Here is a 19,622-nt window from a genome sequence, read left to right as displayed (position 1 = left end):
TTTGAGATTTGAGATGAGATGTAATCTCACATCTCCTGTCTCAAATCCAGCTTCTCACATCTCAAATCTTAAAAAAAATGAAATTCGCAACTAAAGCCATACATGCAGGCCAGGAGCCTGATCCAACAACAGGTGCTGTAATGACACCAATATATCAAACCTCTACCTATTGGCAAAAATCTCCTGGAGATAACAAAGGGTACGAGTATTCGAGAGGTACCAATCCAACGCGTAAAGCTCTGGAAGATTGTTTAGCTGCTTTGGAAAATGCTAAATATGGTCTGGCATTTTCGAGTGGAATGGGCGCTACAGATGCCGTACTGAAATTATTACAGCCAGGCGATGAAGTAATTACCGGAAATGATCTTTATGGTGGTTCTTACCGCATTTTTACTAAAATCTATACCAAATACGGGATCAAATTTCATTTTCTGGATCTTTCTAAGCCAGAGAATATGCTGCCGTATATTAACGATAAGACGAAACTGGTATGGATAGAAACACCTACCAATCCAACGATGCAGATTATCGACATTGAAGGTGTAGCAAAAATCACCAAAGAGAAAAATTTAATATTGACAGTTGATAATACTTTTGCGTCGCCGTACCTGCAGAACCCTATCGATTTAGGCGCCGATATTGTAATGCACTCGGTAACCAAATATATTGGCGGTCACTCTGATGTGGTGATGGGCGCTTTGGTAACCAATGATGAACAATTGTATAAAGACCTTTGGTTTATTTACAATGCCTGTGGTGCAACGCCTGGTCCACAAGATGCTTTCCTGGTTTTGAGGGGAATTAAAACACTTCATTTAAGGATGAAAGCACATTGCGAAAATGGGGAACGTATTGCGCATTATTTAAAAACACATCCAAAAGTTGATAAAATCTATTGGCCGGGTTTTGAAGATCACCCTAATCATGACATTGCTAAAAAGCAGATGCGTGGTTTTGGAGGTATGATTTCGATTACCCTGAAAGGAGCTGATTTGGAAGAAACTTTCAAAATCTCCTCTAATTTTAAAGTATTTACGCTTGCTGAATCTTTAGGTGGGGTAGAGTCACTGATCAATCATCCGGCTACCATGACACATGGCTCTATTCCGAAAGAGGAGAGAGAAAAGGTTGGTGTTACCGATAACTTACTTCGTTTAAGTGTTGGGGTAGAGGATATCGATGATCTTTTAGAAGACCTGGAAAGGGCATTGGCATAAAATTTCAATCGGGCATTATGATCAGTATTTGCCCGGTTTTTAATTTTTTTGTAAAGCCAGTTCAGTTCTATAATTTAATATTTGTCCGGCTTTACACTAAATCTTTTTTGTTGAAGTACCTGCTTCATTAAAATCTGCAAAACAAAAAAGGATACCGTTTCAATCCGGTTTAGGTGGCCAACGTTGTGCTGCTATTTTCGTTTAAATAATTACTTATATGCAATTTCTGGAGCTGAAAAATTTTCTTGATAGCAAAGTTGAACAGTATAATCAGCCTGATTTTATAGCAAACGATCCGGTTTGTATTCCGCATCTTTTCGAGAAAAAGCAGGATATTGAAATTTCAGGTTTTTTTGCTGCGGTTTTGGCCTGGGGGCAACGGAAGACGATTATCAATAAATGTCGGGAGTTGCTTGAACGGATGGATAATGCACCCCACGATTTTGTGATTCACCACAGTGATGATGATTTAAGGCGTTTGCTAAATTTTAAACATCGCACCTTTAACGATACGGATCTACTCTATTTTATCTCGTTTTTTAAACAGCATTATCAAAATTTTGATAGCCTGGAGCAGGCCTTTATTCCTCAACAGGATATTTTTAGATCTGAATACCTGGAAATTTCTTCAACAAAGCGGAGTGTAGAAGTTTCTTCTATCGCTGATCTCCATTTTACGATTGAGCAGGCATTGAACCATTTCAGGTCCTATTTTTTCTCATTGGAAGATTTTCCGCACCGTACTAAGAAACACATTTCTTCACCGCAACAAAAATCGACGTGCAAGCGCTTGAACATGTTTTTAAGGTGGATGGTCAGGGCTGATGATAAAGGTGTTGATTTTGGGATCTGGAATACGTTAAAATCTAAAGATCTGATTTGCCCATGCGATGTGCATGTAGATAGGGTAGGGCGCTTGCTCGGTCTCATTAACCGGAAGCAAACAGATTGGTTAACAGCCGTAGAATTAACCACTCATTTAAAGGAATTTGATCCTTTAGATCCGGTTAAATATGACTTTGCTTTATTTGGTCTTGGCGTTGAAAAGGAGTTTTAGGGTGTTTTTAAATTTATAAATAAATAAAAACTTCTTTTTTAAAATCAATGTTCTTATTATTACGTAGTGATTCTCTTACTTAAAAGAGAAAATCGTCTATCCAAACGGTAATTTCTATGATCGCAGTTAACTTATCTGATGAGGAGAGGTGGAAGAAATATAATAATTTTTCGCCTTTAATTGATGTTTTTAAAAAGTTTCATCCACTAAATGATGAAATAGAAAGGCGCATTAACCAGCATACATTTCCGATTAGTTATAAAAAGAACAAATACCTGGTTTCTCCGGTTGACCGCAATAAATTTTTATTTTTGATTGTAAAAGGGGTGGTGAGGGGATTTATAAAAGATGGAAGTACCGAAATTACCACCTGGATTGCAAAAGAAAATGAAGTGGTGGGAACAATACGTAATTTATGGGTAGAAGGTGATTCGGAAGAGTATTTGCAGGCGTTGGAAGATGTGGATTTAATTGCCATTCCGCATGTATTGTCAGATTACCTGTTTGAAAACTTCGCTGAAGCCAACATTGTGGGCAGAAAAATGATGGAGTTATATTACCGTTCGGCAGAGGAGCGTGCCTATCTTTGTAGGATTTCTTCTGCAGAAAAAAGATATAAACGATTTCTGGTTTCTTTTCCTGACCTGATAAACCGAGTTTCCTTAAAACACATCGCATCCTTTCTGGCCATCAGGCTGGAAACACTCAGTCGTATCCGGGCTAAGATCTAATCATTTTTCAAATTTCCGGTAGTCACTATCATGTGCAAACGGAATCATCGTGTCTAAGAAAATACTACAGGTATTCGAGGGGTGCAAGAAAATCGATAGTACGCTGATACGTGCGGGCACTCATTAAAAATTGAGACAACCAACTTAGGGTCTCATAACTAAACTGACTTCCCTTGTTTTTGTTCATCTGGTTGCCAAAATTCGATTAATACCAACATTAAAACGATTAGTGTTGTGGGCACAGTCAGGCATTTGGGTATGACTTCAGGCCAAACATTGCCTGTTTAATTACCATAATATAGGCAGTATTGATTACAGGTCGAGGTGTTTTGAGGCTTACTAAATCTTTATTTGTACTATTGACTATTAACAAAAATATTTTCTGTTACCCTTGCTCAATTGGCGATTACAAAGGCTATAGCCGTGAAAAGCATGAGATTTCCTCATCATATTCTTGGGTTGAGTTGAACATTACATTGGTAACTCTTAATATTATTAAACAAAATTGTTGAAATGTGTATAATAATATTTACATATTTAAGCGAAAAATTAACTACAATTGCGTAAAAAAAATAACTTTTTACTAACTTGCAGAATATCCTTAATATAATGAAAACAAAAAATGCCGTAAGTACTTTCACTGTGCTCATCGCTGATGATCATGAAATCATCCGCCGTGGCTTAAAAGGTTTAATATCAGACTTTTGGCCTGGTGTTGAAATCATTCATGCATCCACGCTAGAGCAGGCGCTTGTGGAAGTAGAAAAATCACCAAGTTTAATCATCATTGATGTAAACTTGCCTGGAGGTAATAACCTTAAGGTAATCGATCAAATTAAGTTGGTACAGCCCAACGCTAAAATCCTGGTATTTTCGTCTCTAAATGAAAATATTTATGCTGTACCTTATTTAAAATCGGGTGCTTCTGGTTACCTGACCAAAAATGCTGAAGAATCGGAAATCGTGACTGCAATTACGACAATTTTAGCTGGCAGCCGCTATTCGAGCAGAAATGTTAAAGAGAATATGTTCAACAGCATATTGGGTAATGATGCCGATAATCCTTTCACTAAACTTTCAGGCAGAGAACTTGAAGTGGCAGAACTTTTAACAAAAGGTATTGGTGTATTGGAAATTTCTAATCAGTTAAAGCTTCAAATGGGTACAGTAAGTACGTATAAATTGAGACTTTTTCAAAAGCTGAAAATAAAAAGCATTATAGAGCTAGCTGAAAAGATGAGCATTTATGAAAGATAAAAGAGTATAATACTCTTTTATCTTTCTAAGCTTTTTTGCTTTTATCTACAGTACCAGGCCCACTCGCTCCTGATTCATTAGGTGTAGAGCCAGCCTGACCAAATTTATCTGAAGAACCCTTCCCATTTTGATCGAAGGAAGCCTTTTCTTTTGAGCTTCCTTCGCTTTTATGCTCTTTTTTATCTGTGTTTTTATTGTCTTTAGTTTTCATAGATTAAATATTTGTTACTAATTTAACATTCTAAAACAGACAAAGTTTTATTTAATTCGCTAAGCTAAAGCTATAGTTCTGACTAAAATAATTTCAGATTATTTAAAATGAACGGTTATATAAGTATTATACCTGATATTGCTTAGTATAAAAAATCAAGTTATCTGGTAACAAGTGTATTTATTTAGTTAATTGAGATTAAGATATCTGTGATTATAGATGAATACATTTTATCTTCTACTTAATGATCAGAAATGATGTAAAATGGATGATGGAATAGTTTACTCACTAAAATCGAATAAACTTACACGTTCTTAAATACCTTATATAGTTACTATCCTATTTCCTGGATTCGTGTGCGCACGCAACATCGCTTTGATTTCCCCATAAATATCAATCGTTTTTTAATCTGAACCTATTTTCCTAAGCATAACGCAAAGGGTAAAAAAACTAATATTGTTAGTATTTTGTTGAAAATTTATCTTTTCAGAATCTTTAATTAACTAAAAATATTAGTAATTTTGATTTTAATCATCCCCCTTATAATACTAGAATGGATAAAGAAAGGCAGATTATTCATATGGATCAGGATGCATTTTTTGTATCGGTAGAAATCAGAAAAAATCCCAAATTGCTGGGTAAACCCGTAATTATTGGGGGTGGTGGCGATAGGGGCGTGGTGGCCTCTTGCAGTTACGAAGCCCGTAAATATGGTATTCACTCCGCCATGCCGGGCCGTACCGCAAAATTGCTCTGCCCCCAGGCTATATTTTTAAAAGGTGATATGGAAGAATATTCCAGGGCATCGCACGAGATTACCGAAATCATCACCGATAAAGTTCCTCTTTTCGAGAAAGCGAGTATCGACGAACATTATATCGATATGACGGGCATGGACCGCTTTTTTGGTTGTATGAAATTCGCGTCAGAACTCCGGCAAACTATTATTAAAGAAATGAAATTGCCTATTTCCTTCGGCCTGTCGATCAATAAAACCGTAGCCAAAATAGCCACGAACGAATCTAAACCTGGTGGCGAACGGCAGGTTACTTTTCCTGAGTTGCGGCCCTTTCTCGATCCTTTGGCTATTCATAAAATTCCGGGTATTGGTCATGCTACTTATAAAAAACTAAGCGAAATGGGGGTTCGCGAAATCCTTACGCTTACGCAGATACCACAACAGCTCATGTTTAAAATTTTGGGACAGCATGGTTTAAGTTTATGGCAAAAAGCAAACGGGATCGACCTTTCGCCTGTGGTACCTTACCGCGAAAGAAAATCAATTGGTACACAGGCCACTTTCGAAAGTGATACCATGGATATGGCTAAATTAAAGGCTATTATAACCGGAATGGTTAGCGGACTAACCTTTCAGTTGCGTAATCAGAAAAAACTAACTGCCTGTATTACTGTAACCGTGCGTTACACCAATTTCGAAACCGTTACCCAGCAGGAGCGGATTCCTTATACCTCGCTCGATTCATTTCTGATTAGCAAAGCACATAGCCTGTTCGAAAAGGTATATTCAAAACGGATGCTGCTGCGCCTGGTGGGTGTAAAACTTTCGCACCTGGTGAGTGGTTACGAACAGATTGGTTTATATGATGTCGCCGAAGAAGAGTATAGTCTTTACCAGGCCATGGATAAGGTGCGTAACAGCTATGGTGCCGAAGCGGTAGTAAAAGCCTGTATTGTTACCCAACCACCACGCGATGAAAAAGGAAAAATAATTAAATACAATCCCCGTAAAAAGAAAATTTTAATCGAAAACCAAGCAGAAGAAGAGCCGGAAATAAAGAAACGTTCGAAAATCAGAAGTTTTATGAGTGAAAAAGGAATAACAGGTTCCAAATCTTACGAGTAGTTATGTTTTTGAACGTTCATTCTTCTTACAGCCTGAAATATGGTACGCAGAGCATAGATCAGCTGATTGCTGCTGCACGGCATTTAGGGATCCATCAAATGGTCCTTACCGATATTAACAACTCAACCGGCGCAGTAGAGTTTATTCGCGAGTGTTATAAGCAAGGCATTGCCAAAGAAGCCGACGAAATACACAGGGGCAATATTCCTTATCAGATTAAACCTGTGGCCGGAATCGAATTTAGAACCGATAACAAGTTGTTATACGTAGGCATTGCCAAAAACAGGGAAGGCATGCGTGAGCTGAATGAATTTTTAAGTCACCACAACATCTACAACCTTCCATTGCCAGAGGTTCCGCCCCAAATGGAAAATGTATACATTATTTATCCCTTTCATAAAGCTTTTAATCAAACGTTAAAAGCAAACGAATATATAGGTATCCGTGGAAAACAGCTGAATCTTTTATACAAACATCCGCTTTTGGCCAAAAAAGAAAAACTGCTGGTGTGGCATCCTGTTACGGTAGGAGACAAAATTACTTATCGGTTGCATGAATATTTAAGGGCTATAGAACTCAATACTCTTTTAAGTAAGGTAGTTGAGGAACAAAAATGCAATCCCGATGAATTTCTGATTCCTGAAGCTGAACTTACACAACAGTTTGAGCAATATCCTTTTATTGTTCAAAACACGCAAAAGCTGATCAATAGCTGCGATTTAAGTGTTTATTTCGAAGATACGGCTACACCTTCTTCAAAAAATAAATTTTTTTACACCGAAGAAGGTTTCGAGGGTGATAGAAAAATGCTACGTGAATTGGCCGAAGAAGGACTGAAGTATCGTTATGGAGAGAACAATACCATAGCCATCGAGCGTTTGGAAAAGGAACTGCGGATTATTGAGCTTAAAAATTTCTGTGCCTATTTCCTCATTACCTACGATATAGTACATTATGCAATGTATAAGCGGGGTTTTTATCACGTGGGCCGCGGTTCGGGTGCCAACAGCATTGTAGCCTATTGTTTGCGCATTACCGACGTAGATCCGATTGATCTCGATTTGTATTTCGAACGGTTTTTACATGAAAAACGGACAAGCCCACCAGATTTTGACATCGATTTTTCATGGGATGAAAGAGAAGTAATACAGCGTTATATTTTTGAACGCTATCCTAAATGGCATGTTGCTTTTTTGGGTACCATGAGCACTTTCAAAGACCGGGCAATTATCCGGGAGATTGGTAAGGTTTTAGGTTTACCCAAAGGCGAAATAGATAGTTTTACAGATCCCACCAAAGAGCGTGAAAATTTGCTTAATGCTACTTACCAGAAGCTTTTGGCTGTACACCGCTACATGAAAAGTATGCCTAATCAACGTTCTATCCATGCAGGAGGAATTTTGATTTCTGAAGAACCGATTACCTATTATACCGCATTGGATATGCCGCCAAAAGGTTTTCCAACAGTGCAATGGGATATGTACGAAGCCGAAGCCATTGGTTACGAAAAATTCGATATTTTAAGTCAGCGGGGTATTGGCCACATCCGTGAAGCCGTGCAATTGATCAAGAAGAATAAAGGCAGAGCTATTGATATCCATGATTTTCCAGCCTTTAAAAAAGATCAAAAACTGAACGATATCCTTAAAAAAGGGCAACCCATCGGGTGTTTTTACATCGAATCGCCAGCCATGCGGCAACTGCTTAAAAAGCTGAAATGCGATAACTACCTTACCCTGGTGGCAGCCAGTTCAATCATCCGTCCCGGGGTGGCCAGTTCTGGTATGATGAAATCGTATATTGAGCGTTACCATGCGCCCGATAAAGTGGTGTATCTCTGTGAGGTGATGAAAGAGCGGCTTAGCGAAACTTATGGCGTAATGGTTTATCAGGAAGATGTGATTAAAGTTTGCCATTATTTTGCGGGCTTAGATCTGGCAGATGCCGATATCCTCCGTAAAGCCATGAGCGGTAAATACCGCTCTAAGCTGGCTTTTGATGAACTGGTGAACAAATTTAAGGTTTCGGCCCGGCACCAGGGCCATTCAGAAGAATTGGTTAACGAAGTTTGGCGACAGATTTCTTCTTTTGCCGGTTACAGTTTTTCGAAAGCCCATTCAGCCTCTTTTGCGGTAGAAAGCTATCAGAGTTTGTATCTCAAAACCTATTACCCCATGGAATTTATGGTAGCGGTGCTGAATAACTATGGTGGTTTTTACAGTCGATGGGTTTACGTGCACGAACTGCAAAAAACAGGTGCCAGGGTGCATTTACCCTGTGTTAACCATAGCGATGAAGTAGTGAATATTAAAGGTGACGACGTTTATCTGGGCTTTATTGCTGTTCAGGGTTTAGAAGAAAAAATCATTAAAATTATTCCACAGGAACGTACTGCAAATGGTTTGTATATCGATCTCGAAGATTTTGTAAAGCGGACCTGTATTTCGTTAGAACAGGCCATTATTTTAATCCGGTTGGGTGCATTACGTTTTACCGGCAAAGACCGGAAAACCTTACTTTGGGACGTGCATAATTACCTTGGTTTTAAACAGAAAAAAGTGAACCATGCCGAACTTTTTAAGTTAAGTTATAAAACCTATCAGCTCCCCGCGTTGGCCGATTCGGAATTAGAAAACGCTTATACTGAATTGGAGTTGTTGGGATATCCACTCAATTATAAAATGTTCGATTTTCTGAAAACCCCTTACCGTGGCGATGCCATGGCAGCCGATATGCATAAATATTTGGGTAAAACGGTAAGAATGGTAGGCAATTATGTATGCGAAAAAACGGTACACACCATTAAAAATACAAAAATGTGGTTCGGAACTTTTTTAGATGCAAACGGCGATTTTTTTGATACTACCCATTTTCCTAATACCACACCCATGTATCCTTTTAAAGGAAAAGGCTGTTACCTCATTTTAGGTAAAGTAGTAGAAGATTTTGGCTTCCAAAGCATTGAGGTGTTAAAGTTTGCCAAGTTGGATATCCACATGAACCCGGTGGCAGTTTAAATCGTTTCATCGTCATTGGGAGTTGGCTTTTATGCCACCGAAGCAATCTTACGGTTGCTACAAGCATACGCTTTAAGGTTTGCTTCCCCGAAAAACAGGGGTTGTGCCACGCAATTACGCTCATCCAATTAAGGCCTGTCATTCTGAGTGTAGCAAAGAAACTTTCTTAATGAAATGAGCGTTCAAGTGGTCATCATTTCGAGCGTAACCGGGAAATCTGCTTCACCCCATTCTATTCGAGTCTGTCAATGGTGACAGACTCGAAGGATCTTTTCATAACAAAACTTATATGTTCCTTAAATGCCTTATATGGTCAAAACAATAAAAGTTCCAATCGTTATAACTTTTCAAAATGCATTCTTAACATCATGAGCCGATTAATCTTGCCAATCGGCTCATGATTTGGCTTTTTTTTGAGCCGACTATGAGTACGGCGATCGTCATTTCGAGCGCAGCCGAGAAATCTGTTTCACTGAATATAAGATAGAGATCTCTCCATTTCGCGGCGCTTCAGTCGAGATGACGAAATTTCTAAAGTTTACGCTTGTTTCTAACGAGCGCACAAAAAAGGCATAACCATTTAATGGTTTACTTGTTTAAACATAATTTTTATCTTTAAACCATGATCCACCTTAAAGCAGAAATAGAACGTTTCGAAACCATGGGCGAAAAAACCGGCTGGAGTTATGTGTTTATTCCGGCAGCTTTGGCTAATGAAATTAAGCCCGATTGTAAAAAGAGTTTCAGGGTAAAGGGAAAAATAGATGAGCTTGAAGTTTCTGGAATGGCAACCATCCCAATGGGAGAGGGCGATTTTATTATTGCCTTAAAAGGCGAAGTACGTAAAAAACTAAGAAAAGAAGCTGGGGCAAGTGTCGAACTTTATCTGGAAGAAGATAAAAATTTTAAAATCGAAATGCCTGAAGACCTGGAAATCTGCTTATCAGAAGAAGAACATTTAATCCGGAACTTTTTAAAACAATCTAAATCGCATCAAAACTATTATATTAACTGGATTAACCAGGCTAAGACCGAAACCACACGCACCAAAAGAATCGTAATGACGGTTAAAGCAATGGATAAGGGGCAGGATTTTGGAGCGATGATCAGGGAGAGTAAGTTGTGAGTTCGGAGTTTTTAGTTTGGAGTTTTACAAAGAGCACAAAGGTCTTGGGGAAATAAGTTAGTTTTTTGTTCTGCAAAAATAACAGGCTTACAATAGCCTCACCCCCCCAATTTCTAACTATATGCTTGAGCGATTAGAACAGCTATGCACTTAGCGCTCTCAACTCCAAGCTCCCCGCTCCAAACTTAAGATTCCCTTTTATAACTCCTAAACCAACTCCAAACTTTCATCTGGATTACTCCTAAAAAAGCTTCTCTGAAAATACGGGTGCTCATTTTTGATGTTCCTTCGGTACGATCGGTGAAGATGATGGGAACTTCGACTACTTTAAAGCCAAATTTAATGGCGGTGAATTTCATTTCGATCTGAAACGCATAACCGACAAACTTAATTTTATTTAATGGAATGGTTTCCAGTACAATTTTGCGGTAACATTTAAAGCCTGCTGTAGCATCCTGAATGTTGATTCCAGTAATCATACGCACGTACATTGAAGCAAAATATGACATTAAAACCCTGCCCATTGGCCAGTTTACTACATTTACCCCCTTAACATACCTGGATCCAATGGCTACATCTGCACCATTTACGCAGGCTTCACGTAAGCGCGCCAGATCATCCGGGTTGTGTGAAAAATCGGCATCCATTTCAAATATGTAGGCATAATCGTGTTGTAATGCCCAGTTAAAGCCATAAATATATGCTGTACCCAGGCCTTGTTTACCTGCACGCTCTTCAATAAATAAATGCCCTTCGTATTCTTTTTGCAGTGATTTTACAATTTCAGCAGTTCCATCAGGAGAACCATCATCAATAATTAAAACATGAAAAGGCTGTGTTAAAGAAAAGACCTTCCTAATGATTTTCTCGATGTTTTCCTTCTCGTTGTAGGTGGGAATGATGACTAAACTATCTGACACGTTTGTTGTGGTTTTTTAAATAATATAAGCCTTTGGCCTTTGTATTTGGCAATTGCTTTTAAATTGCGAAAGTAAATATTAAATATGAAACCGTTATGAATTTTCATGAATTCTACGTGATTTGTTCTCCGCGGCCGTCATCCTGAACTTGTTTCAGGATCTGTTTAATGCTGTTATTCCTCAATATATCTTAGACCTTATTGTTTCCCGGTGATTTCGCAGATCTACGCAGAATTAGATTTTAAGTCACTGAACCGTTGTTCCTAAACCCGACAGCAGCGGCAGCTCCCGATTGAAAAGAGGGACTATAGCGAATGGCGGGACAGCAGGCCTCCAAGAACGACTGTCCGCTCATTTTCATCTTAAAGTATATGCCCATTTCTTCTTAAAACACTTGTCGACAGTCTGAGTGTAACCGAAGACTCTTCCTTTTATACCTTTATAATAAAAAAGATTCTTCACTGCGTTCAGAATGACAAAGAACTATTACCTCACCTCCTGCATTAACTTTTTAACCAGCTGTGAAAAAATAATCAATGCCAAACCTGCAATTAAAGAATATAACGCCAATGCTTTGTAACCTTCGGTATAAGCCATTAATTTAGTTGGTAGTGAAGCATTATCTATACTCGACATTTCTGCACCCAGTTTTCCGGCAGCCAATTGCCCAAAAGCACTGGATAAAAACCAAAGCCCCATCATCATGCCGAACATTTTCTTTGGCGATAGTTTCGTAATAATCGACATACCTATCGGCCCCAGACAAAGTTCGCCTAACGTTAATAATAAATAGGCTAATGTAAATACATTTAACGAACTAATGCCCTGTGCATTGGCAAAGAACCTGGTGGCGTAAAATACATAAAAGCTTAAAGCCAGTAGAAGGAAACCAATTCCAAATTTTACCACGGTGTTGGGTTCAATTTTACGCTTGTAGAGGCCTAGCCATAAAATGCCTACAATCGGACTAAAAACAATAACAAAAAACGAGTTAACACTATTGTTCACCACATTGGGGTCAATATTAAAAAAGAGAATTTTATGATCGAGATTATCTTTCGCAAATAAAGATAGCGAACCGCCACTCTGCTCCGATATGGCCATAAAAATGAAGTAACAGAAGATAAAAACGAACGCTGCCAATAATTTATATTGTGTTTTTTTATCTTTTATTTTAAAGGTTTCGTATAGGAAATAAACCAGAGCAACAACACCTATGGTGTACATGAAATAATCAGTAAAGGCCGTGTTTTTTACCATGATATAAATCAATGGAATACAAAGTATCGAACCCGCATAAACGACTATTTCCCATAACTGCTGTTTTGATTTTTTAAGATGCAGCAACGGTGAGCTCCCGATCGGGCCTAAGTGTTTTTTGGTGAAAATAAATGTACCCAAACCAAACATCATTACCAGTGCGGCAGATAAAAAACACAAATGCCAGTTGTAATATTTACCCAGATAAATACACATGGCACCACCCAGTAAGCCACCTACATTAATACCGGCATAAAAAAGTCCGTATCCTGCATCTCTGCGGTTATCTTTCTCATGGTATAATTCGCCAACCATTGATGAAACATTGGGTTTAAAAAAACCGGTTCCGATAATAGATAGGGTAATACCGATATAAAATAAATCGTGTGGAGAGAAAGCCAGGATTAAGTTTCCGATGATCATTAGAGTTCCGCCCCAAAAAAGAGATTTTCTGAATCCTAAAATCTTATCGGCAAAAATACCACCTATAAAAGTGAAAGCATAAACAAAGGCTTGTATAGCGCCGTACTGCAGGTTCGATTTCTGGTCGCTTAAACCCAGTTGTTCTACCATAAAGAAAGCCAATACCCCGCGCATTCCGTAAAAGCAGAAACGCTCCCACATTTCTACCAACGATAAATGCCAGAGTTGTTTCGGGTATTTTCCTTCAAAATTCTGAATCTCTTCTATTGAAACTGTTTTTTCCATTAAATAGGTTTAAAAATTAAAAGCCCGATGGATATCGGGCTTTAGGGTAAAAGTATTTTTTTTATTAGTGAACACCATGCATCCATTTACGCAGAATAGGGCTTATGGCAAACATAATTAAACCTGCTACAATTGGTATTATGGTGAATATTAAGAAGAAAGTGGAAATTGAATAAGCGGCACTTATTTTGTCAATTAATGATCCTGTAGCTCCGGCCAGGTAGTTACCGATGGCAGTACAGGTAAAAAATACACCAAACATTAAACCCACAAGGTTTGAAGGTGCAAGCTTACTTACATAGGATAGTCCAACAGGAGAGATACATAACTCGCCAACAGTATGGAAGAAATAGGCAAAAATTAACCAGAATAAACTTACTTCTGCAGAAGTAGCACCTTGTGGAATAGACGAACCGCCATAAGCTAAACCTGCAAAACCAATACCTACAAAAATTAAACCGAAGCCAAATTTTACAGGCCCGCTTGGGTTAAATTTGGTTTCCCAAATTTTAGAAACAATAGGGGCCAGCGATACGATAAAGAATGAGTTTAATACACTAAACCAGGAAGCCGGAACTTCGGTACTTACCGAGCCCATTTCTCTGCTTACTTTCCAGATGGCTAATACCCAGATAATGGCAAAACTCAATAACGTAAATAAAATAGTTGCCGGATACTTTTTGAAAATTTTGCCTGCTAATGAAAACAGCACAAAAGTTACGGCTACCAATGGAAATATGGTTAGGATGGCATCGACCCATTTAAAGGTTGTAGCTGCTCCTCCTGTTAAGTTTCTTAAGGTATAATCTTTGGCAAAAATTGTCATCGATCCGCCTGCCTGTTCGAATACCATCCAGAAGAAAATGGTAAAAATAGACAAAATGGCGATTACCCATAAGCGTTGACTTCTAACTTTTTTAGGAATTTCTTCTACCGTTGGATCTGCCTTTTCTACGGCTTTAGTTTTATCAACTGCCGAACCGATTACACCAAATATTTTTTGCCCGAAATAAAACTGGAGCATTCCAAAAAGCATAAATACGCCAGCTAAGCCGAAACCATAATGCCAGCCTACTTTTTCGCCGATATAACCGCACATTAACATACCTATAAATGCACCGGAATTGATACCCATGTAAAATATGGCATAAGCACTATCTTTTTTATCGCTGATTGGAGGATAAAGTTTACCTACAATTGATGAGATGTTTGGTTTGAAAAATCCGTTACCAATAATAAGCAAGAGCAAGCCAGCATAGAAAAAGTTGTTGCTAAAGCCCTCTAAAGCCATAGCGGCATGACCAAGGGTCATAATAAAAGCACCGATGATAACCGCTTTTCTGTAACCGGTAAATCTATCGGCAATTAAACCACCAAGTATTGGTGTAAAATATACTAAACCGGTATAAATAGCATAAAGCTGTAAGGCTTCCGGCCGTGGCCAACCCCAACCGTTTTTGCTCAGATCGCTAATCAGGAACAAAACCAAAATGGCCCGCATTCCGTAATAACTAAATCTCTCCCACATTTCAGTAAAAAAGAGTACAAAAAGGCCAACCGGGTGGCTAAATAATTTTTCAGGAGAGACCCCTTGACTGGTTAAGTGGAGATCTAGTTCCTTATCATGGTCAATACTAATGGTTTCATTAGATGTTTGCATAAAACATTTGTTGGTTTTAGTTTATGAATTCAGAATTTGTGTGTTGTTTAAGCTAGTTAGCAGGGCGCAATATAGTGAGCGATTGCCAAACTCACAAATTTTTAAGTAAGGAGTAAGGTAAATGGTTTGTTAGGAATTAAAACTTTCTGATGGGTTTAACATTTTTCTTTGGGTCTGCATAAAACTCATCACTCGAATTTGGATCATTGTTAAGCGTAATATCTTCTTGCAATTTCAGCCTTCCACCGATAATTTTAAAACCATCAAAAGTGCCGTCTGATCCATAATATTCAAATTTTCCCTTTACTTCAGGATTAAAGGAAGCAAGATGGTCAAATACAATCATTCCTGCTTTCAGATCGGTTTTTAAAGTCATCGCATTTGATTTTGCATACTCAAATATGATCCTGTTTTTCCCTTTTAATTCTTTGCCGTCAAAAACAGGCGCACCAAAGGTGAGTTTATCTTTATCGAAAGAAAGGATATCGATTATCTTTTTAGTGGTTATTTGTGTATTACCTTTCCAGCCTAAAAGAACATAATAGGGCAATCGGTTTCCGCTATTAACCGGAATGACTTCGTAATACCTGGCGCCGAACCATTTCTGATTACTGGTAATGCCGTTGGCATCGCCAAGATTATCGGTTTGATCAATCAAGGGATAAAGTTTCAACGGGCCGCTTTTTGTGTTCATCTGCATGGCGCCATAATAGCGGTATGTACCGTTTTCGAGCAGTATGTACCAACTCAAAATCCTAAAAGCCTGATCTGGTGATTTAATTACAGATACATTTTTAAGCGAATCGAAAGGGTAGGAAAAAGAATTGGAGACTTTTAAAGCATCAACCAATGTTTTTACAAAATTGCCGTTTATTTCTAATTTTTGAGCATCACTTTGCGCAGCAACAACCCTTGCAGATATTTTAATCAGTGTATCCTGGAAAACATTTAAAGTATTTGGTGATTGCTGTGCTTTTAGATTAAAGCTTAGCGTTCCAATGATTAAAAGGATGTAAAATCGGATAACTTTCATACGATCAGATGCAAAAAACGCTGCAAAACCAAAGATTATAATTTCTCGATAACGAGGGCACTTGCGCCACCACCACCGTTACAGATTCCGGCTACACCGATTTTTCCGTCATTTTGTGCCAAAACCGAAAGTAAGGTAACTACAATCCGGGCACCTGATGCACCAAGTGGGTGACCTAAGGAAACGGCACCACCATTAACGTTAACCTGACTCTCGTTTAACTTTAAAAGTTGATTATTAGCGATAGAAACTACAGAAAATGCTTCGTTGATCTCAAAATAATCTACATCCTCTGCATTTACATTGGCTTTGTGTAAAGCTAATGGGATTGCTTTTGCTGGTGCAGTGGTAAACCATTCTGGTGCTTGTTGGGCATCAGCATAGCCCAAAATTTTAGCTAAAGGCGTTAAGCCTAATTCTTTTGCTTTATCAGCGCTCATTAAAACCAATGCCGCTGCACCATCATTTAAAGTTGATGCGTTTGCAGCTGTTACGGTTCCATCTTTTTTGAAAACAGGTTTTAATGAAGATATTTTATCAAATTTAACAGCTGTGGGCTCATCGTCGGTATCAACCAAAGTGATTTCTCCTTTACGGTCTTTAACCTCTATGGCTATAATTTCATTGGCAAATTTACCTGATGTTTGTGCGGCTTGCGCTCTTTTGTACGATTCGATAGCGAAATTATCCTGTTCCTCGCGACTGATGTGGCATTCGGTAGCGCAAAGTTCGGCTGCAGAACCCATGTGGTAATCGTTGTAAACATCCCAAAGGCCATCTTTTACTAAACCATCTGTAATTTGTCCGTGGCCCAGGCGATAACCGTTCCTTGCCTTATCAAGGTAATAGGGAACATTACTCATACTTTCCATGCCGCCGGCAACAATAATTTCATTATCGCCATTTGCAATACTTTGTGCGGCAAGCATGATTGCTTTTGTGCCCGAAGCACATACTTTATTTATGGTTGTAGCAGGCAAATCTGGTAATCCGGCAAATTTTGCAGCCTGTGTAGCAGGTGCTTGTCCGAGGTTAGCCGATAAAACATTGCCCATATATACTTCCTGGATCTGTTCTGGTTTTAGTCCGGCTTTTTCAATGGCTGCTTTAATGGCAAAACCACCGAGTTGAGTAGCAGAAAATTGAGCTAATGAGCCTCCAAAACTGCCAATAGGTGTTCTCACAGCTGATACAATTACAACTTCTTTCATGTAAACTAATTTTTATGAATTTTTGGTTAGGCCGCTAAGTTAGTCAAACCACGCAGGTTTCCAAAACCTATGAGGTTTAAAAATAACGTTTAAGGAATGATTTTAGCGCATTTGAAAATAATAAGTTTTTAGTAGGTTTTGGAAAGGTAATGCAGTGTTTCTTAGAGTTAGTTCGGTCCTGCTCTTTGCTATAGCCCTCATGTTTCGGGGCTGCCGCTGCCATCAGGTTTAGATTACCTGGGCCGGTGCTGCTTGGGCAGAAATAAAAACCTCGCAGGTTTCCAAAACCTGCGAGGTTTAAAAATACGTTATAGAGAATGATTTTAGCGCATTTGAAATAATAAGTTTTAATGGGTTTTGGAAAGGTGCTGTAGTGTTTCTTGGGGATTGGTTTAGTCCTGCTATTCGCTGTAGCCCTCATGCTTCGGGGCTGCCGCTGCCATCAGGTTTAGGTTGCTTGGGGCGGTGCTGCTTAGGGAGCAGTAGAAACCTATCAGGTTTTAAAAAACCTGATAGGTTTAATTTAAAACGGGGTGGTTAGCGTTAGGGATTGTAAGGGTTCAGTACCGATTAAGCATCTGTTTTTATTTAATTACGGTATGCTTGCTTGTTTCACAGGTCTTCATCGGTACCGGAGCGCAGCGCAGCCCTGAAAAAGCCCGACCCTTGCGTAGCTTGGGTAACGCCCAAATCAGTTTAGCAGTTAACAGTTAACAATTGGCATTTAACAATTTACAGTTATTCCTCTTTCGCCTTGCCTTTCTTTCTTGATTTTAATGCCTGCGTAAGTAGAAACTCAATCTGCCCGTTAGTACTTCTAAACTCATCGGCAGCCCAGGTTTCTACTTCTTTTAATAAAGCAGGACTAATTCTTAATACAAAAGCTTTTTTATCTTTCTCCGCCATTCTTATTGTATTGCTTGTATATTATATCTCGTTTTTAAATTAATCAAAAACATCTCCAGATCCTCTATCTTATTAGAACTGAACAAGAGCTTTTTGCCATTTTTAAATTCCAGTTGCAATCCCCTGTTTTTATCGTTTAATAAATAAGCCTTATCTTTAAATTTAAACCAGAGCCGGTTTTTTACGCCGTAGCCCCCGTATTCGGAAAATGCATCGTACTTTCTGATGTAAGCTTTTTCAATACGCTCCCAACGGAAATGACTTGATGTAAAGTGAAGGGGGGGATACCGGAAAGAAACCTCTTCAGCTGTTATCTTTAGGGTGAGCTTATGCTGTTGCACTAAAAAAATGATTAAAAACGGAGATACAAGCGCAAAAACCGGGGCGAAGTACATTTCTTTAAGTTCAGCTAAACTTAAGCCGTTATGCTGAAAAATAAGTAGGGCCGCTGTTGGAAATATAGTGGCTGCTGTAACCAGATAGAGCCACCAGATCTTCAATCCATGTTTTTCTTCAAATTCCATTAGCTTAATTATATAAGGTTCCGGTGTTTACTACAGGTTGTACATGGCGATCTCCGCATAAAACCACCAATAAATTGCTTACCATGGCTGCTTTACGCTCTTCATCCAGCTCAACAATGCCTTTTTGCGATAATTTCTCTAATGCCATTTCTACCATACCTACGGCGCCTTCAACAATTAATTTACGGGCTGCAATTACTGCTGTGGCCTGTTGGCGCTGTAACATGGCGCTGGCAATTTCTGGTGCATAAGCCAAATGCGAAATCCTGGCCTCTAAAACTTCAATGCCTGCGCGGGATAAACGTTCGTTCAGCTCGTTTTCTAAAAGTTCACTTACTTTTTCAGCTCCATCTTTTAAGGTAATACTGGTTTCTTCACCTTCAGCATGGTCATATGGGAAAATGTTGGCCAAATGCCTTACAGCAGCTTCACTCTGGATGTTTACATATTGCATGTAGTTTTCTACAGAGAAAACGGCTTTGGCAGTTTCGTTTACTTTCCAAACCACCACAGCGGCAATTTCGATGGGGTTGCCCAGTTTATCGTTAACCTTTAACTGCTGTCCGTTTAAATTGTTGGCTTTTAATGATAAGCGTCTTTTTGTGGTTAAGGGATTTACCCAGAAAAAACCGTCGGCCTTTACCGTACCGATATATTTTCCGAACAAGGTAAGTACCATCGATTGGTTGGGGTTAATGATTAAAAAGCCCGGAAATAGTAAAAATATATCTATGGCTAATAAAATTCCTCCCCAGAGAAAAATTTCTGAAACAAAACAGAAAATGGAAGCAGCAAGCAACAATATGCTTACTGCGAATGTTAAATAGCCAGATGGCGGATTGATAATTTTTTCTTGATACATAATTGATATTAATTTGATATCATAAAATAAAATATAAAATCTGGTAATTGCAAACAAA

Annotated in this window: 16 protein-coding genes; 7 read left to right on the top strand and 9 right to left on the bottom strand. The window is 38.7% G+C overall.

Annotated features, from left to right (window positions below; all coding sequences use genetic code 11):
* The first annotated feature begins 77 nt into the window (after positions 1-77).
* The 4 genes from FFJ24_RS12260 to FFJ24_RS12245 all read left to right on the top strand — a co-directional run bounded on the left by FFJ24_RS12260 (position 78) and on the right by FFJ24_RS12245 (position 4,262).
* The gene (locus FFJ24_RS12260; RefSeq protein ID WP_138821760.1) at positions 78-1,217 is read left to right on the top strand and encodes a cystathionine gamma-synthase; all 1,140 of its coding nucleotides are present in this window, start codon (positions 78-80) and stop codon (positions 1,215-1,217) included.
* A gap of 217 nt (positions 1,218-1,434) precedes the next feature.
* Positions 1,435-2,274 carry a TIGR02757 family protein gene (locus FFJ24_RS12255; RefSeq protein ID WP_138821759.1) on the top strand — a complete coding sequence of 280 codons (840 nt, stop codon included), beginning with the start codon at positions 1,435-1,437 and terminating at the stop codon, positions 2,272-2,274.
* A 116-nt stretch (positions 2,275-2,390) separates the two neighbouring features.
* Positions 2,391-3,005, top strand: a complete 615-nt coding sequence (locus FFJ24_RS12250) for a Crp/Fnr family transcriptional regulator (RefSeq protein ID WP_138821758.1) — start codon at positions 2,391-2,393, stop codon at positions 3,003-3,005.
* 609 nt (positions 3,006-3,614) lie between these two features.
* Positions 3,615-4,262 (top strand): response regulator transcription factor, encoded by a 648-nt coding sequence (locus FFJ24_RS12245; protein WP_132396194.1) that lies wholly within the window; start codon positions 3,615-3,617, stop codon positions 4,260-4,262.
* Between the two features lie 25 nt (positions 4,263-4,287).
* Here FFJ24_RS12245 and FFJ24_RS12240 read toward each other — a convergent pair whose 3' ends face one another.
* Positions 4,288-4,473, bottom strand: coding sequence for a hypothetical protein (locus FFJ24_RS12240; RefSeq protein ID WP_138821757.1), 186 nt, complete (start codon positions 4,471-4,473; stop codon positions 4,288-4,290).
* Between the two features lie 553 nt (positions 4,474-5,026).
* On the opposite strand from FFJ24_RS12240, the gene dinB reads away from it, so the two are divergent.
* From dinB to FFJ24_RS12225, 3 genes are all read left to right on the top strand, one after another.
* Entirely contained in the window at positions 5,027-6,337 is a 1,311-nt protein-coding gene (gene dinB, locus FFJ24_RS12235; protein WP_138821756.1) for a DNA polymerase IV, read from the top strand.
* A gap of 2 nt (positions 6,338-6,339) precedes the next feature.
* The gene (locus tag FFJ24_RS12230) at positions 6,340-9,354 is read left to right on the top strand and encodes a DNA polymerase III subunit alpha (protein WP_138821755.1); all 3,015 of its coding nucleotides are present in this window, start codon (positions 6,340-6,342) and stop codon (positions 9,352-9,354) included.
* 622 nt (positions 9,355-9,976) lie between these two features.
* Positions 9,977-10,480 (top strand): YdeI/OmpD-associated family protein, encoded by a 504-nt coding sequence (locus FFJ24_RS12225; protein ID WP_138821754.1) that lies wholly within the window; start codon positions 9,977-9,979, stop codon positions 10,478-10,480.
* A gap of 185 nt (positions 10,481-10,665) precedes the next feature.
* On the opposite strand, the gene FFJ24_RS12220 is transcribed toward FFJ24_RS12225, so the two are convergent.
* The 8 genes from FFJ24_RS12220 to FFJ24_RS12185 form a co-directional block, all read right to left on the bottom strand.
* The gene (locus FFJ24_RS12220; protein WP_138821753.1) at positions 10,666-11,400 is read right to left on the bottom strand and encodes a polyprenol monophosphomannose synthase; all 735 of its coding nucleotides are present in this window, start codon (positions 11,398-11,400) and stop codon (positions 10,666-10,668) included.
* Positions 11,401-11,886: 486 nt separating this feature from the next.
* Complete coding sequence (locus tag FFJ24_RS12215; RefSeq protein WP_138821752.1) at positions 11,887-13,368, bottom strand: peptide MFS transporter; 1,482 nt, start codon at positions 13,366-13,368, stop codon at positions 11,887-11,889.
* 64 nt (positions 13,369-13,432) lie between these two features.
* Complete coding sequence (locus FFJ24_RS12210) at positions 13,433-15,028, bottom strand: peptide MFS transporter (protein ID WP_138821751.1); 1,596 nt, start codon at positions 15,026-15,028, stop codon at positions 13,433-13,435.
* A gap of 136 nt (positions 15,029-15,164) precedes the next feature.
* Positions 15,165-16,061: a hypothetical protein gene (locus FFJ24_RS12205; RefSeq protein ID WP_138821750.1), complete on the bottom strand. Its 897-nt coding sequence runs from the start codon at positions 16,059-16,061 to the stop codon at positions 15,165-15,167.
* A gap of 35 nt (positions 16,062-16,096) precedes the next feature.
* Positions 16,097-17,272: an acetyl-CoA C-acyltransferase gene (locus FFJ24_RS12200; protein ID WP_138821749.1), complete on the bottom strand. Its 1,176-nt coding sequence runs from the start codon at positions 17,270-17,272 to the stop codon at positions 16,097-16,099.
* Between the two features lie 738 nt (positions 17,273-18,010).
* Entirely contained in the window at positions 18,011-18,178 is a 168-nt protein-coding gene (locus tag FFJ24_RS12195) for an Arc family DNA binding domain-containing protein (protein WP_083488688.1), read from the bottom strand.
* A gap of 2 nt (positions 18,179-18,180) precedes the next feature.
* Positions 18,181-18,702 (bottom strand): hypothetical protein, encoded by a 522-nt coding sequence (locus tag FFJ24_RS12190; RefSeq protein WP_138821748.1) that lies wholly within the window; start codon positions 18,700-18,702, stop codon positions 18,181-18,183.
* A gap of 4 nt (positions 18,703-18,706) precedes the next feature.
* Positions 18,707-19,564 carry an SPFH domain-containing protein gene (locus tag FFJ24_RS12185; RefSeq protein ID WP_138821747.1) on the bottom strand — a complete coding sequence of 286 codons (858 nt, stop codon included), beginning with the start codon at positions 19,562-19,564 and terminating at the stop codon, positions 18,707-18,709.
* Positions 19,565-19,622 lie beyond the last annotated feature (58 nt).

Origin of the sequence: Pedobacter sp. KBS0701, from assembly GCF_005938645.2 — a bacterium.
In the GTDB taxonomy this organism is placed as follows: domain Bacteria; phylum Bacteroidota; class Bacteroidia; order Sphingobacteriales; family Sphingobacteriaceae; genus Pedobacter.
Note: the sequence above shows the minus strand (reverse complement) of the source record. Positions and strands in the feature narration are given on the sequence as shown.